The sequence below is a fragment of the Alsobacter sp. P4_H11 genome (assembly GCF_056400925.1).
This window is the reverse complement of the sequence record NZ_JBFUKI010000014.1, coordinates 38,918-52,625: the sequence shown is the minus strand read 5'-3', so window position 1 is coordinate 52,625 and position 13,708 is coordinate 38,918. Positions and strand designations below refer to the sequence as shown.

Here is a 13,708-nt window from a genome sequence, read left to right as displayed (position 1 = left end):
CGAAAAGAGGGTGGTGGGCAGCGGTCAAAAAGGCGATCCGTTCTGGGACAAGCGCCAGGCGGAACCCTCTCCCGCGCAGCGGGGGAGGGCAGGGAGGGGGCGGTGGAGCGCCCCGACTGGTGCAACAGCGGACGACGCCGACCGCCCCCTCTGTCGGCTCCGCCGACATCTCCCCCGCTGGCGCGGGAGAGAGTCGCCCCGCCCTTTCACGTCGCGTTCACCTTCAGCCCCCCACTCTCCTCCCATGCACGCCGCCGACGATCTTCGCGCCGCCCTTAGGGTCTGGACCCGCCATCTCGCCTCCGAGAGGCGGCTGTCGCCCAAGACGCTGGAAGCCTATGAGCGCGACATGCGCCAATTCGTGGCGTTTCTGGCCGAGCGCGCCGAAGCGCCGGCCGGGATCGCCGAGGTGAAGCGGCTGCGTCCGGCGGACATCCGCACCTTTATGGCGGCGCGGCGCGCCGAGGGGGTGGGCAGCCGGTCGCTGATGCGGGCGCTCGCCTCAATCCGGTCGGGGCTGCGCTTTCTGGAGCGCGAAGGACTGGTCGACGCCTCGGCGCTGTCGGCGATCCGCGGCCCCAAGCTGCAAAAGAGCCTGCCGAAGCCGCTCTCGGCCCCCAATGCGCGCCGCCTGTCGGACGCGGACCTGCGCGCCGGGGAGGATCGCGAGACCTGGGTGCTGGTGCGCGACGCCGCCGTGCTGGCGCTGCTCTATGGATGCGGCCTGCGCATTTCCGAAGCGCTTGGGCTGAAGCGCAGCGAGGCGCCGGTCGGCGGGCAGGATATCGTCACGGTGACCGGCAAGGGCGGCAAGACCCGCATGGTCCCGGTGATCCCGGCCGTGTCGGCCGCCATCGCCGAATATCTCGAACTCTGCCCCTACACGCTGGCGCCCGGCGAGCCGCTGTTTCGCGGCCAGAAGGGTGGGCCGCTGTCGCCGCGCATCATCCAGCTCGCCATGGAGCGTCTGCGCGGCGCCATGGGGCTGCCCGACACCGCCACCCCGCACGCGTTGCGACACTCGTTCGCGACCCACCTGCTGGCGCGTGGCGGCGACCTGCGCGCCATTCAGGACCTGCTCGGCCACGCGTCGCTGTCCACCACGCAGATCTACACCGAGGTCGACACCTCCAGGCTGCTCGCCGCCTACAACGCCGCGCATCCGCGCGCCGGCTGAGCGCCGAAGCGGGCCGACGTCCCTCCCCGCCTCAGACCGGCAGGAGCCCGTCGGTCTTCACCTCCTCCATCACCGCATAGGTGCGGCTTTCCTTCACACCCGGCAGGGACAGGAGGATGTCGCCCAGGAAGTGCCGATAGGCGGCCATGTCGGCCACGCGCGTCTTCACCAGGTAGTCGAACCCGCCCGCCACCATATGGCACTCCAGCACTTCGGGGGACCGCCTGACCGCCTCGGCGAAACGCTCGAAGACGTCGGGCGTCGTCTTGTCGAGGCTGACCTCGATGAACACCAGGAGGCCGCGTCCCAACTTCTGAGGATCGAGAGTGGCGCGAAAACCCGTGACGAAGCGCTCGCGGAACAGGCGCTTCACGCGCTCGCTCGTGGCGGTCGGCGACAACCCAATCTTGTCGGACAGGTCGACGGTGGTGATGCGCCCGTCCTCCTGCAGGATCCTGAGAATCTTCCGGTCGGTGCGGTCCAGATCGTCCATGCGAGGCTTCCACTATGAAGGCTGAGCTTCATAGTGGCTTGCGCTAATATCTGGCAAGTCTTTGCCGTTCAGACGCGGCCAAATCCGAGGTATGTTGCCGAAATCGCCACCCTTCAGGTCGCAGGACGCCCCGATGCAAAGCTTGTCCCCGTTCCGCGCGGCCTATGCGGCCGACGACGTCGTGATCGCCCGCACGCTGCTTGCCGGCGCGACCCTTTCGGCCGATCGCGAAGCCCGCATCGACGCCACGGGCCGCAAGCTCGTCGTGGCGATACGCAGCAAGGGCGGCGGACTCGGCGGGGTGGAGGAACTCCTGCGCGAATATTCGCTCTCCAGCCGCGAAGGGCTGGCCCTCATGGTGCTCGCCGAGGCGTTGCTGCGCGTGCCGGACGGCAAGACGGCCGACAAGCTGATCGAGGACAAGCTCGGCCAAGGCGACTTCGCCAATCACGAGACGCGCTCCAACGCGCTCCTGGTGTCAGCCTCCTCCTGGGCGCTCGGCATCACGGCGCGCATCATCCAGCCGAACGAGACGCCCGAAAGCATCCTGGGCTCGCTGACCAAGCGCATCGGCCTGCCGGCGGTGCGCACCGCGACCCGCCAGGCCATGCGGGTGCTGGGCAGCCACTTTGTGCTCGGCCAGTCAATTGGCGAGGCGCTGGATAGGGCGCGCTCCGGGTCCGGGCGGCTGTTCCGCTACTCGTTCGACATGCTGGGCGAAGGCGCCCGCACGCAGGAGGACGCCGACCGCTACGCCGCCTCCTACGCATCCGCCATCGAGGCGATCGGCCGGGCGGCCGGCAACGAGCCGCTGCCCAACCGGCCCGGCATCTCGGTGAAGCTCTCGGCGCTGCACCCCCGCTATGACGCGCTCTCGCGCGACCGCGTGATGGCCGAGCTCGTGCCCGTCGTGGTGGGGTTGGCGCAGAAGGCCAAGAGCTTCGACCTGAACTTCACCGTCGACGCCGAGGAGGCCGACCGCCTCGAACTGTCCCTGGACGTGATCGCGGCCGTGCTGGCCGACCCGAGCCTCGCCGACTGGGACGGCTTCGGCCTCGCCATCCAGTCCTACCAGAAGCGCGCCCCCGAGGTGATCGACTGGATCGCCACGCTGGCCCGCCAGCACGGCCGCAAATTGATGGTGCGGCTCGTGAAAGGCGCCTATTGGGACACCGAGGTGAAGCGCGCGCAGGAGCGCGGCCTCGCCGACTACCCGGTCTTCACCCGCAAGGCGATGACGGACCTGAACTACGTCGCCTGCGCCGAAAAGCTGCTGTCCGCCCGGCCGGTGATCTACCCGCAATTCGCCACCCACAATGCGCTCACGGTCGCCACCATCCTGGAGCGCGCCGGCGACACGCAGGGGTTCGAATTCCAGCGCCTGCACGGCATGGGCGACGCGCTTTACGGCAAGCTGCTGGAAAGCGCGCCCGGCCTCGCCTGCCGCACCTATGCGCCGGTCGGCGGCCATCGCGACCTGCTCGCCTATCTGGTGCGCCGCCTGCTGGAGAACGGCGCGAACTCATCCTTCGTATCCGTGGCGGCCGACCCGAACGTGCCGGTCGAGACGCTGCTCACACGGCCGGCGACCATCATCGGCCACCCGAACGCGGCCCGGCATCCGCGTGTACCCTTGCCGAAGGATCTCTACGGCCCGGGCCGCCGCAACTCGGCCGGCGTGGAGCTGGGCCACGAGGCGAGCCTGCACGCGCTTGTCGCCGAGATCGAGGCGGCCCGCTCGACCAGCCTGGTCGCCGCCACGCTGATCGACGGCGCGCCCCAGCCCGGCGCCGAGCGCCCGGTTCTGTCGCCCGCCGATGGCGCGACCGCCGTTGGCCGCGTCCGCGAGGCCGACGAGGCCACGGCCGACCGGGCCGTCGACGCCGCCCAGCGCGGCTTCCGCGGCTGGGAGCGCACGCCCGCCGCCCAGCGCTCCGCCGCGCTCGAAAAGGCCGCGGACCTGCTGGAGGCGCGGCGCGGCCTGCTGCTCGGCCTGCTCCAGACTGAGGCCGGCAAGACGCTGGACGACGCCGTCGCAGAGCTGCGCGAGGCTGTCGATTTCCTGCGCTACTACGCCGCCCAGGCGCGCGGGCTGTTTGGCGAGGGCGAGGTCCTGCCCGGCCCGACCGGCGAGGACAACCGCCTGCTGCACCGCGGACGCGGCGTGTTCCTGTGCATCAGCCCATGGAATTTCCCGCTCGCGATCTTCCTCGGCCAGGTCTCGGCCGCGCTGGGGGCCGGCAACGCCGTGGTGGCCAAGCCGGCCGAGCAGACGCCTCTGGTCGCCCACGAGGCGGTCCGCATCCTGCACGAGGCCGGCGTGCCGGGCTCGGCCCTGCATCTCGTCACCGGCGACGGCCGCGTCGGCGCACGGCTGGTCGCGCATCGTCGCATCGCCGGCGTCGCCTTCACGGGCTCCACCGAGGTGGCGCGGCGCATCAACCAGACGCTCGCCGCCAAGGACGGCCCCATCGTGCCGCTGATCGCCGAGACGGGCGGGATCAACGCCATGATCGTGGACGCCACGGCCCTCCCCGAGCAGGTCTCGGACGACGTCGTGATGTCCGCCTTCCGCTCCGCCGGCCAGCGCTGCTCGGCCCTGCGCCTCCTTTGCGTGCAGGAGGACGTGGCCGACAAGATGATCGACATGATCGTCGGCGCCGCCCGCGAGCTGAAGCTCGGCGACCCGCGCGACCTCAGCGTGCAGGTCGGCCCGGTGATCGACGCCGAAGCGAAGCAGCGCCTCGAACAGCACATCGCCAAGCTGAAAGGCTCCGCTCGCGTGCATCTCGCGGCCGAGGCTCCTGCTACGGGCTATTTCGTCGGCCCGCACGTGTTCGAGCTGACGCGGCAGGGAGACCTCGCCGAGGAGGTGTTCGGCCCCGTGCTGCACGTGGTGCGCTGGAAGGCGGGCGAACTCGGCAAGGTTCTCGACGCCATCGAGGCAAGCGGCTACGGGCTGACGCTCGGGGTCCATTCACGCATCGACGGCACGATCGCCGAGGTCGTGTCGCGGCTCGACGTCGGCAACTGCTACGTCAACCGCAACATGATCGGCGCCGTGGTGGGCACCCAGCCCTTCGGCGGCTCCGGCCTCTCCGGCACTGGCCCCAAGGCGGGCGGCCCCAACTACCTGAAGCGCTTCGCCGTGGAGCAGACCGTGACGATCAACACCGCCGCGGCCGGCGGCAACGCCAACCTGATCGCGATGGGCGAATAGGCGGCCTCGCCTCCGCCAACGAAAAAGGGCCGCGCGAGCGGCCCTTTGCGTATCCGGTGAGGCTCGACCTCAGTGCGTCGGGTGCGACAGCGTCTGGCGCAGCGTCACGAGGTGCGACAGGCGGTCCGACGCGGCGCGGCGGCTGTCCTCGCTGCCGGCCTTGTCGAAATCGGCCTCGGCGGCCTTGATCTCGGCTGCCAGCACCTCGTCCGACACGTCCTCCACCGGAATGGCCTGCTCGGCCAGGATCGTGAGGCCGCGCGGGGACACTTCGGCGAAACCACCGCGCACGAACAGGCGCTGCGTGTTGTTCTGCGGGCCGGTGACCACGACCACGCCGGGGCGCAGCGTCGACATCAGCGGCGCATGGTCCTTCAGCACGCCGAAGTCGCCCTCGCTGCCGGGAACGACGACCTGCTCGACCTCGGCCGAGATCAGGAGCCGCTCGGGCGAGACGAGTTCGAACGGGAACGTGGCCATGGAAATCTCCAACCGGAACTAGCGGACCCGGCGACCGAGGCCGCCGGGATCAGCAAAGGCTTACGCGGCCTCGGCGGCCAGGCGCTGGGCCTTCTCGATCGCCTCCTCGATGGTGCCGACCATGTAGAAGGCGGCCTCCGGGAGGTGGTCGTACTTGCCTTCCACCAGGCCCTTGAAGCCCTTGATGGTGTCGGCCAGCGGCACGAGCTTGCCGGGCGCGCCGGTGAACACTTCCGCCACGAAGAAGGGCTGCGACAGGAAGCGCTCGACCTTGCGGGCGCGCGCCACCGTGGTCTTGTCCTCTTCGGAGAGCTCGTCCATGCCCAGGATGGCGATGATGTCCTGCAGCGCCTTGTAGCGCTGGAGCACCTGCTGCACCTGGCGGGCCACCGCATAGTGATCCTCGCCGACGACGAGCGGCGAGAGCATGCGCGAGGTGGAGTCGAGCGGATCCACGGCCGGGTAGATGCCCTTCTCGGCGATGGAGCGCGACAGCACGGTCGTGGCGTCGAGATGCGCGAAGGACGTGGCCGGGGCCGGGTCGGTCAAGTCGTCGGCCGGCACGTAGATGGCCTGCACGGACGTGATCGAGCCCTTGGTGGTGGTGGTGATGCGCTCCTGCAGGGCGCCCATGTCGGTCGCGAGCGTGGGCTGGTAGCCCACCGCCGACGGGATGCGGCCCAGAAGCGCCGACACCTCGGAGCCCGCCTGCGTGAAGCGGAAGATGTTGTCCACGAAGAACAGCACGTCCTGGCCCTTGTCGCGGAAGTTCTCCGCGATGGTCAGGCCGGTGAGCGCCACGCGGGCGCGGGCGCCCGGGGGCTCGTTCATCTGCCCGAACACGAGGGCGCACTTGGAGCCTTCGCCGCCGCCCTTCTTGTTCACGCCGGACTCGATGAACTCGTGGTAGAGGTCGTTGCCCTCGCGGGTGCGCTCGCCGACGCCGGCGAACACCGAGAAGCCGCCATGGGCCTTCGCGACGTTGTTGATCAGCTCCTGGATGAGCACGGTCTTGCCCACGCCCGCGCCGCCGAACAGGCCGATCTTGCCGCCCTTCGCGTAGGGAGCGAGCAGGTCCACGACCTTGATGCCCGTCTCGAGGATCTGCGCCTCGGTGGACTGCTCGGCGTAGCTCGGCGCCGGCGCATGGATCGGGCGGACGCCCTCATTGGCGACCGGGCCGCACTCGTCGATCGGCTCGCCGATGACGTTGATGATGCGGCCGAGCGTGCCGTCGCCCACCGGAACCTGGATCGGCGAGCCCGTGTCGGTCACCGGCTGGCCGCGGACCAGGCCCTCGGTCGTGTCCATCGAGATGCAGCGCACCGAGGATTCGCCGAGATGCTGGGCGACTTCGAGCACGAGGCGCGCGCCGTTGTTGGTGGTCTCGAGCGAGTTCAGGATCTCGGGCAGATGTCCGTCGAACTGGACGTCGACGACCGCGCCGATCACCTGGGTGACGTGTCCCGTCGCGACGCCTGCCTGGAAGGTGGTGGCCATGGTTTCAGTCCTTAGGTCTGGCGAGCGCTCGCGCGCCCGGGGTCTGGCTCAGAGCGCTTCCGCGCCCGAAATGATTTCGATGAGTTCCTTGGTGATCATCGCCTGACGAGTCCTGTTGTAGGTCATCGTCTGCTTCTTGATCATCTCGCCGGCGTTGCGGGTGGCGCTGTCCATGGCGCTCATCTGCGAGCCGTAGAAGGAGGCCTGGTTCTCGAGCAGCGCGCGCAGCACCTGCACGGAGATGTTCTGCGGCAGCAGCGTCGAGAGGATCTGGCTCTCGTCCGGCTCATACTCGTAGGAGGCCGTGGAGCCCCCCGCGGCCTGCGCCGGGATCTCGGCCGGGATGATCTGCTGCGCGGTCGGGATCTGGGCGATCACCGACTGGAAGCGCGAGAAGAAGATCGTCGCGACGTCGAATTCGCCGGCCTCGAACATGCCGATGATCTTCTTGCCGATCATGTCGGCCGTGTCGTAGCCCAGCGTCCGCACCGAGCGCAGCTCGATGAAGTCGACGATCAGGCTGGCGAACTGCCGGCGAAGAATGTCGTAGCCCTTCTTGCCGACGCACAGGATCTTCACCGTCTTGCCTTGCGCCTGAAGCGACAGGATGCGCTCGCGCGCCAGACGGGCGATCGACGAGTTGAACGCGCCCGCGAGGCCGCGCTCACCCGTGAACACGACGAGCAGTTGCACGTCGCTCTTGCCGTTGCCGGAGAGCAGCACCGGGCCGCCCGAGGTCACGCCGCCCGCCACGTTTGCGAGCACCGCCGACATGCGCTCCGCAAAGGGACGCGCGGCCTCGGCCGCCATCTGGGCGCGGCGCAGCTTAGCCGCCGCGACCATCTGCATGGCCTTGGTGATCTTCTGCGTCGCCTTCACGGAGGCGATGCGATTGCGCAGATCCTTCAGCGAAGCCATTGCCCGCCCTTCCTCGTATCAGCTCAGGCGATGCGTCAGGCGAACGACTTGGCGAACGAGTCCACCGCGTCCTTCAGCTTCTTGGCGCTGTCGTCCGACAGGTCCTTCGAGGTGCGGATCGCATCCAGAAGCTCCTTGTGGGACGTGTGCAGCAGCCCGAGCAGGCCGTCCTGGAACGCGCGGACGCGGTTCACGGGCAGCTGGTCGAGGTAGCCGTTCACGCCGGCGTAGATCACCGCGACCTGCTCTTCCATCTGCAGCGGCGAGAACTGCGGCTGCTTCAGGAGCTCGGTCAGGCGGGCGCCGCGGTTCAGCAGGCGCTGCGTGGTGGCGTCGAGATCGCCGCCGAACTGCGCGAAGGCCGCCATCTCGCGGTACTGCGCCAGCTCGCCCTTGATCTTGCCGGCGACCTTCTTCATCGCCTTCGTCTGGGCCGAGGAGCCCACGCGCGACACCGAGAGGCCGACGTTCACGGCCGGGCGGATGCCCTGGTAGAACAGGTCGGTCTCCAGGAAGATCTGGCCGTCCGTGATCGAGATCACGTTGGTGGGGATGTAGGCCGACACGTCGTTGGCCTGGGTCTCGATGACCGGCAGAGCCGTCAGCGAACCCGAACCCTGGTCCTTGTTCAGCTTGGCGGCGCGCTCGAGCAGACGCGAATGCAGGTAGAACACGTCGCCCGGGTAAGCCTCGCGGCCCGGCGGGCGGCGCAGCAGCAGGGACATCTGGCGGTAGGCGACGGCCTGCTTGGACAGATCGTCATAGATGATCACGGCGTGCATGCCGTTGTCGCGGAAATACTCGCCCATGGTGCAGCCGGTGAACGGCGCCAGGAACTGCATGGGGGCCGGATCCGACGCCGTGGCGGCGACGATGATCGAGTACTCCAGCGCGCCCTGCTCTTCGAGCACCTTCACGAACTGGGCGACCGTCGAGCGCTTCTGCCCGATCGCGACGTACACGCAGTAGAGCTTCTGGCTCTCGTCCGTGCCGGCGTTGATCGCCTTCTGGTTCAGGATCGTGTCGAGCGCGATCGCGGTCTTGCCGGTCTGGCGATCGCCGATGATCAGCTCGCGCTGGCCGCGGCCGATCGGGATCAGGGCGTCCACGGCCTTGAGGCCGGTCGCCATCGGCTCATGCACCGACTGGCGCGGAATGATGCCCGGAGCCTTCACGTCGACGCGCATGCGCTTGTCGGCCACGATCGGGCCCTTGCCGTCGATCGGGTTGCCGAGCGCGTCCACGACGCGGCCGAGCAGGCCCTTGCCGACGGGGGCGTCCACGATCGCGCCGGTGCGCTTGACCGTCTGGCCTTCCTTGATGTCGCGGTCGGAGCCGAAGATCACGATGCCGACATTGTCGGTCTCGAGGTTCAGCGCCATGCCGCGCACGCCGTTCTCGAACTCGACCATCTCGCCCGCCTGGACGTTGTCGAGCCCGTACGCGCGGGCGATGCCGTCACCGACGGACAGAACCTGCCCGACCTCGGTAACCTCTGCCTCGGAGCCGAAATTCTTGATCTGCTCCTTGAGGATCGCGGAGATTTCTGCGGCGCGGATATCCATCAGCCGACCTCTTTCATCGCAGTACGAATGCCGTTGAGTTTCGTGCGCAGGGAAGCATCGACCATCTTGGAGCCGAGCTTCACGACGATGCCGCCGATGATCGCCGGGTCGACCTTGACGTCGACCTCGACCTTCTCACCGGCCACATCCTTCAGGGCCTGCTTGATGTCGCCCAGCACCTTCTCGGAAGGCTGCTCGGCGACGGTGACTTGTGCGCGAACGACGCCCTTCTGCTTGTCCGCCAGGGTGCGGTAGGCCCGCACCATGTCGTGGACCGCAAAGAGGCGGCGCTTGGCCGCGACCAGCTTCAGGAAGTTGGCCGAAAGCCCGCTGATCTGGAGGTTCGCCAGGATCGGCACCATGGCCCGCTCCTGGTCTTCGGCCGAGAACACCGGGCTGCGCACGAAGCGCTCCATGTCGGGGTTCTGGCTGATCGCGGCGTCGAACCGGTCGAGCTCGCCGCCGATGGAATCGATGGCGTTCGCCTCCTGGGCGAGTTCGAAGAGCGCAGCCGCGTAGCGGCCCGCCACACCGGAAACGATCGTGTTCTCTTGAGCCACCGGCCGTCTCTCATCTGTCCGGACGCTTCGCGCCACGAACCTGCGCACGAAACGATCGGCGTAGGACTGTCGTGGGCGCCACGTCTCGGGTGGAACGGACCCGCATACAAAAACCGGCCGCGCTGCGCGCTGACCCGTCCCGACGCCGGTCCGAAAGGCGCGCGTGAACTAGCATGATGATCTTGGGTGCGCAACCCGAGCCGCGCCCCCTGCGTGCGCGACTTTCGGGGAGGAGTACGCTTTCGGCGTCGCGCCTATTGGCCCGCCGGGCGCCTGGTGAGAATCGAGCTTAAGGACCCATTGCGCTATGCATATATGCACGACGTAGGAGGACGACGATGCAGAAGAGAATGACAATCAGCATCGATGCCGCAGTCTACGATGGGCTGGTGCGCGTCGTCGGGCGCCGGAAGATGAGCCGGTTCATAGAGGATCTGGCTCGGCCTCACGTTCTTGGCGAGAGCCTTGAGGACGCATATGCGGCCATGGCGCGCGACCACCAGCGCGAGGCCGATGCTTTGGCTTGGAGCGAAGCGCTTATTGGCGACGCCGTCGATGCGACGCGCTGAAGTTTGGTGGGTTGATTTCGATCCGTCCGTTGGAGGAGAGATCCGCAAGACTCGGCCAGCCGTCATCGTGAGCAACAATGCCGCGAATGCAGCCCTGAACGGAGTTCAGGTCGCTCCCCTGACGAGCAACACGGGCCGGGTTTATCCCAGTGAAGCGGTCGTCTCCGTTGGGGAGACGAGCAGCAAGGTCATGGCGGACCAGCTGACGACAGTTTCGAAGCTGCGGCCTAAGACCAAGCTGGGAGCCCTCTCGGCGAGAGACATGAAAGCGGTCGAGCAAGCAATCCTGACCCAGCTCGGTTTGCCGCTTTAAGCCTGACTGCCGTGGCTACAAAAAGCTCATCGGGTCGACGTCCACCTGCACCCGCGTATTCCCGGTGATCTTCGGGGCTTCGCGCAGCCAGTGCCGGAGCCAGTCCTGCAGCGGGAACTCGCGGGCGGTTTTCACCAGCAGCCGGAAGCGGTGGCGGCCGCGCACTACCGCGATGGGGGCTTCGGCGGGGCCGAGCACCATGACGTCCGGGTGGTGTGGCGCGCAGCGGGCCAGCGCGCGGGCATGCGCCTCAGCCGGGCCGCGCTCGTCGGCCGACACGATCACGGCGGCAAGCCGGCCGAATGGCGGCAGGCCGGCCGCCTGCCGCATCGCGATCTCTTCCTTGTAGAAGCGCTCGGCGTCGCCCGAGAGCAGCGCCTTCAGCACCGGGTGGTCCGGCTGGAAGGTCTGCAGCAGCGCCCGGCCGGATGTCGCGCCGCGGCCGGCCCGGCCGGTGACCTGCTGAAGGATCTGGAACGTCCGCTCGCCGGCGCGCGGATCGCCTGAGGCCAGGCCGAGATCGGCGTCCACGACGCCTACCAGCGACAACATTGGGAAGTTGTGGCCCTTGGCCACGAGCTGCGTGCCGATGATGATCTGGAATTCGCCCTCGGCGACCGCCTCCAGCTCGCGCTTCAGCCGCTCGGTCCCGCCCGGAAAGTCGGAGGACAGCACCAGCGCGCGGGCCCCCGGAAATGTCTCGGCCACTTCCTCGGCGAGGCGCTCCACGCCCGGCCCGCATGCCGCAAGGCAATCCAGGGCCCCGCAGGACGGGCAGGCGTCGGGCCGCCGCTCCACATGGCCGCAATGGTGGCAGACCAGCGCCCGGCGAAACCGGTGCTCCACCAGCCAGGCCGTGCAGTTGGGGCACTGGAAGCGATGCCCGCAGGCATTGCACAGCGTCAGCGGCGCGTAGCCGCGGCGGTTCAAGTAGAGCAGCGACTGCTCGCCCCTCTCCAGCGTCTCGCGCACGGCGGTGACCAACCGAGGCGACAGCCAGCGCCCGCGCGGCGGCCCATCCTTGCGCATGTCGATGGCGGCGAGCTCCGGCATCGCGCGCCCACCGAAGCGCTCCGGCAGCCGGACATGGCGGTAGCGCCCGAGCTGGGCGTTGACGCGGCTCTCGATGGACGGCGTCGCCGAGGCCAGCACTACGGGCGCGCCCTCGATGCGGCCGCGCACCACCGCCATGTCGCGGGCGTGGTAGTGGACGCCGTCTTCCTGCTTGAAGGCGTGCTCGTGCTCCTCGTCGACGACCACGAGGCCGAGATCCCGGAACGGCAGGAACAGCGCCGAGCGCGCGCCCGCCACCACGAGCGCCTCGCCGGACGCCACCGCCGCATGCGTGCGCTCGCGCCGCCGCCCGGTCGCGCCCGAATGCCACTCGGCCGGCCGCACCCCGAAGCGCTGCTCGAAACGCTGGAGGAACTGCGCCGTCAGGGCGATCTCGGGCAGCATGATCAGCGTCTGCCGGCCGGCACGCACCGCCTCCGCGACGGCCTCGAAATAGACCTCGGTCTTGCCCGAGCCCGTAACGCCCTCCAGCAGGGTGACCGAGAAGGCCTTGGCCGTCACGGCCTCGCGCAGGATCGCGGCCGCATCGGCCTGCCCCGTCTCCAGCACGGGGTGCTGATGGTCCGGATCCGGCCGCGGCGCGATCGGCGGCGGCGGTATCCCGACCGTCTCCAGCGTGCCTTCGTCGATGAGGCCGTCGATCACGCCCACGCTCACGGCGGCCGCGTCCGCCAGCGCGCGCTTGGGCAGGGCGTAGCCGCCCTCGGCGGCCGCAAGCACGCGCGCACGCGCGGGAGTCATGCGCCCGGGAGGCGGGCCCGCGAGCCGCACGCCCGTGGTGATGCGCTCGGGCGTGGCGTCGGGCTCGGGCGCGCGCAGCGCCATGCGCAGCACCATGCCCTTGGGCGCGAGCGTGTAGCGCGCGACCCAGTCCACCAGCTTGCGCAGATTGTCGGGCAGGGGCGGGCAGGCGATCTTTGCGGCGATTTTCTTGAGGTTGGAGCCGGACGGCCGGCGGCGCAGCTCCCAGACCACGCCGACCGTCTCGCGCGGGCCAAACGGAACCTGCACGACGCAGCCCGGCTCGAGGTCGAGATGATCCGGCGCCACGTAGGAATAGGTCTGGTCCAGCGCGACGGGCGTCAGCACCTCGGCGATCAGCGCGCCTTGCGCTTGGGTGTTCGTGTCGGGAGCGTCCGCCATCGCCATGGGGCAGGCTTACCAGATTCGCCCGCCCGCGGCGCCGTGCGGGACGACCGGCAGCGCCGCGCCTGGGCCGGGGCTCAGCGAGCCGGCTGCGGCTCGGCCTTTTCCATGGGCAGGATCACGGCCATCAGCGCGCCATAGGGCAGCAGCGACAGAAGAGCGATCACGAGCTTCACGGCGAAATCGCTGATCGCCAGGCTCTGCCAGAGCGCCATCGGGTGCTGGCCGAGGAACGGGATCATCACGGACATCTCGGGGTCGCCCGCGAAAGCGATGGAGAAGAACAGCAGCGTATCGAGCGCCGAACCCACGACGCTGCCGACCAGCGGCGCGCGCCACCAGGTCTGCCGCCGCAGCTGGTTGAACACCGACACGTCGAGAAGCTGGCCGACCAGGAACGCCGTACCGGACGCAATCGCGATGCGGGGCGTCGCGAGCGCGACCGAAAGCACGACCGCGATCACGAAGCCGACGATCACGAGCTTGCGGGCGACGCCGACGCCATAGCGGCGATTGGTGAGGTCCGTCACCAGGAACGACACCGGATAGGTGAACGCCCCCCAGGTCAGGTAGTCGCCCAATCCCCAATACGCGAACGGGTGCTGCACCAGGATATTGGAAGCCACGACGACCAGCGTCATCGCGACAACGGGCAGTGCCAGGGTCCTGAAATCACGGATCGACAACATGGCG

12 protein-coding genes are annotated in these 13,708 nt (G+C 68.9%); 4 read left to right on the top strand and 8 right to left on the bottom strand.

The genetic code is table 11. The features are described from left to right. The first annotated feature begins 244 nt into the window (after positions 1-244). Entirely contained in the window at positions 245-1,177 is a 933-nt protein-coding gene (locus AC1DSZ_RS21405) for a tyrosine recombinase XerC (RefSeq protein WP_476840356.1), read from the top strand. Positions 1,178-1,208: 31 nt separating this feature from the next. On the opposite strand, the gene AC1DSZ_RS21400 is transcribed toward AC1DSZ_RS21405, so the two are convergent. Beyond that, on the bottom strand, positions 1,209-1,670 hold the full coding sequence (locus AC1DSZ_RS21400; protein ID WP_476840355.1) for an Lrp/AsnC ligand binding domain-containing protein: 462 nt from the start codon (positions 1,668-1,670) through the stop codon (positions 1,209-1,211). 133 nt (positions 1,671-1,803) lie between these two features. Here AC1DSZ_RS21400 and putA point away from each other — a divergent pair, with 133 nt between their 5' ends. Next, positions 1,804-4,890 carry a bifunctional proline dehydrogenase/L-glutamate gamma-semialdehyde dehydrogenase PutA gene (gene putA, locus AC1DSZ_RS21395; protein WP_476840354.1) on the top strand — a complete coding sequence of 1,029 codons (3,087 nt, stop codon included), beginning with the start codon at positions 1,804-1,806 and terminating at the stop codon, positions 4,888-4,890. Positions 4,891-4,959: 69 nt separating this feature from the next. Here putA and AC1DSZ_RS21390 read toward each other — a convergent pair whose 3' ends face one another. From AC1DSZ_RS21390 to AC1DSZ_RS21370, 5 genes are read right to left on the bottom strand one after another with little or no spacing between them, the layout of a single operon-like run. Continuing rightward, a complete protein-coding gene (locus AC1DSZ_RS21390) occupies positions 4,960-5,370 on the bottom strand; it encodes a F0F1 ATP synthase subunit epsilon (protein ID WP_188519832.1) in 411 nt (136 codons plus the stop codon). Between the two features lie 60 nt (positions 5,371-5,430). Beyond that, a complete protein-coding gene (atpD, locus tag AC1DSZ_RS21385; RefSeq protein WP_188519833.1) occupies positions 5,431-6,870 on the bottom strand; it encodes a F0F1 ATP synthase subunit beta in 1,440 nt (479 codons plus the stop codon). Between the two features lie 48 nt (positions 6,871-6,918). After that, positions 6,919-7,788 carry a F0F1 ATP synthase subunit gamma gene (locus AC1DSZ_RS21380; RefSeq protein WP_188519834.1) on the bottom strand — a complete coding sequence of 290 codons (870 nt, stop codon included), beginning with the start codon at positions 7,786-7,788 and terminating at the stop codon, positions 6,919-6,921. A gap of 35 nt (positions 7,789-7,823) precedes the next feature. Beyond that, on the bottom strand, positions 7,824-9,353 hold the full coding sequence (gene atpA, locus AC1DSZ_RS21375; RefSeq protein WP_188519835.1) for a F0F1 ATP synthase subunit alpha: 1,530 nt from the start codon (positions 9,351-9,353) through the stop codon (positions 7,824-7,826). Beyond that, positions 9,353-9,913 (bottom strand): F0F1 ATP synthase subunit delta, encoded by a 561-nt coding sequence (locus tag AC1DSZ_RS21370; protein WP_476840353.1) that lies wholly within the window; start codon positions 9,911-9,913, stop codon positions 9,353-9,355. Before AC1DSZ_RS21370 ends, atpA begins: the two co-directional genes overlap by 1 nt. 338 nt (positions 9,914-10,251) lie before the next feature. Between AC1DSZ_RS21370 and AC1DSZ_RS21365 the strand changes: the two genes are divergently transcribed. Together AC1DSZ_RS21365 and AC1DSZ_RS21360 are read left to right on the top strand one after the other, a co-directional pair. Next, positions 10,252-10,482: a hypothetical protein gene (locus AC1DSZ_RS21365; protein ID WP_476840352.1), complete on the top strand. Its 231-nt coding sequence runs from the start codon at positions 10,252-10,254 to the stop codon at positions 10,480-10,482. Further along, the gene (locus AC1DSZ_RS21360) at positions 10,469-10,795 is read left to right on the top strand and encodes a type II toxin-antitoxin system PemK/MazF family toxin (protein ID WP_476840351.1); all 327 of its coding nucleotides are present in this window, start codon (positions 10,469-10,471) and stop codon (positions 10,793-10,795) included. Before AC1DSZ_RS21365 ends, AC1DSZ_RS21360 begins: the two co-directional genes overlap by 14 nt. A gap of 15 nt (positions 10,796-10,810) precedes the next feature. Here AC1DSZ_RS21360 and AC1DSZ_RS21355 read toward each other — a convergent pair whose 3' ends face one another. Together AC1DSZ_RS21355 and AC1DSZ_RS21350 are read right to left on the bottom strand one after the other, a co-directional pair. Continuing rightward, the gene (locus AC1DSZ_RS21355; RefSeq protein ID WP_476840350.1) at positions 10,811-13,018 is read right to left on the bottom strand and encodes a primosomal protein N'; all 2,208 of its coding nucleotides are present in this window, start codon (positions 13,016-13,018) and stop codon (positions 10,811-10,813) included. Between the two features lie 74 nt (positions 13,019-13,092). Next, complete coding sequence (locus AC1DSZ_RS21350) at positions 13,093-13,704, bottom strand: queuosine precursor transporter (RefSeq protein WP_476840349.1); 612 nt, start codon at positions 13,702-13,704, stop codon at positions 13,093-13,095. Positions 13,705-13,708: the final 4 nt, after the last annotated feature.

Coding starts and splice junctions, on each gene's coding strand:
- AC1DSZ_RS21355 (WP_476840350.1), bottom strand. CDS start 13,018: ATGGCGATGGCGGACGCTCCCGACACGAACACCCAAGCGCAAGGCGCG.
- AC1DSZ_RS21400 (WP_476840355.1), bottom strand. CDS start 1,670: ATGGACGATCTGGACCGCACCGACCGGAAGATTCTCAGGATCCTGCAG.
- AC1DSZ_RS21390 (WP_188519832.1), bottom strand. CDS start 5,370: ATGGCCACGTTCCCGTTCGAACTCGTCTCGCCCGAGCGGCTCCTGATC.
- atpA (WP_188519835.1), bottom strand. CDS start 9,353: ATGGATATCCGCGCCGCAGAAATCTCCGCGATCCTCAAGGAGCAGATC.
- AC1DSZ_RS21350 (WP_476840349.1), bottom strand. CDS start 13,704: ATGTTGTCGATCCGTGATTTCAGGACCCTGGCACTGCCCGTTGTCGCG.
- putA (WP_476840354.1), top strand. CDS start 1,804: ATGCAAAGCTTGTCCCCGTTCCGCGCGGCCTATGCGGCCGACGACGTC.
- AC1DSZ_RS21365 (WP_476840352.1), top strand. CDS start 10,252: ATGCAGAAGAGAATGACAATCAGCATCGATGCCGCAGTCTACGATGGG.
- AC1DSZ_RS21405 (WP_476840356.1), top strand. CDS start 245: ATGCACGCCGCCGACGATCTTCGCGCCGCCCTTAGGGTCTGGACCCGC.
- atpD (WP_188519833.1), bottom strand. CDS start 6,870: ATGGCCACCACCTTCCAGGCAGGCGTCGCGACGGGACACGTCACCCAG.
- AC1DSZ_RS21380 (WP_188519834.1), bottom strand. CDS start 7,788: ATGGCTTCGCTGAAGGATCTGCGCAATCGCATCGCCTCCGTGAAGGCG.
- AC1DSZ_RS21360 (WP_476840351.1), top strand. CDS start 10,469: ATGCGACGCGCTGAAGTTTGGTGGGTTGATTTCGATCCGTCCGTTGGA.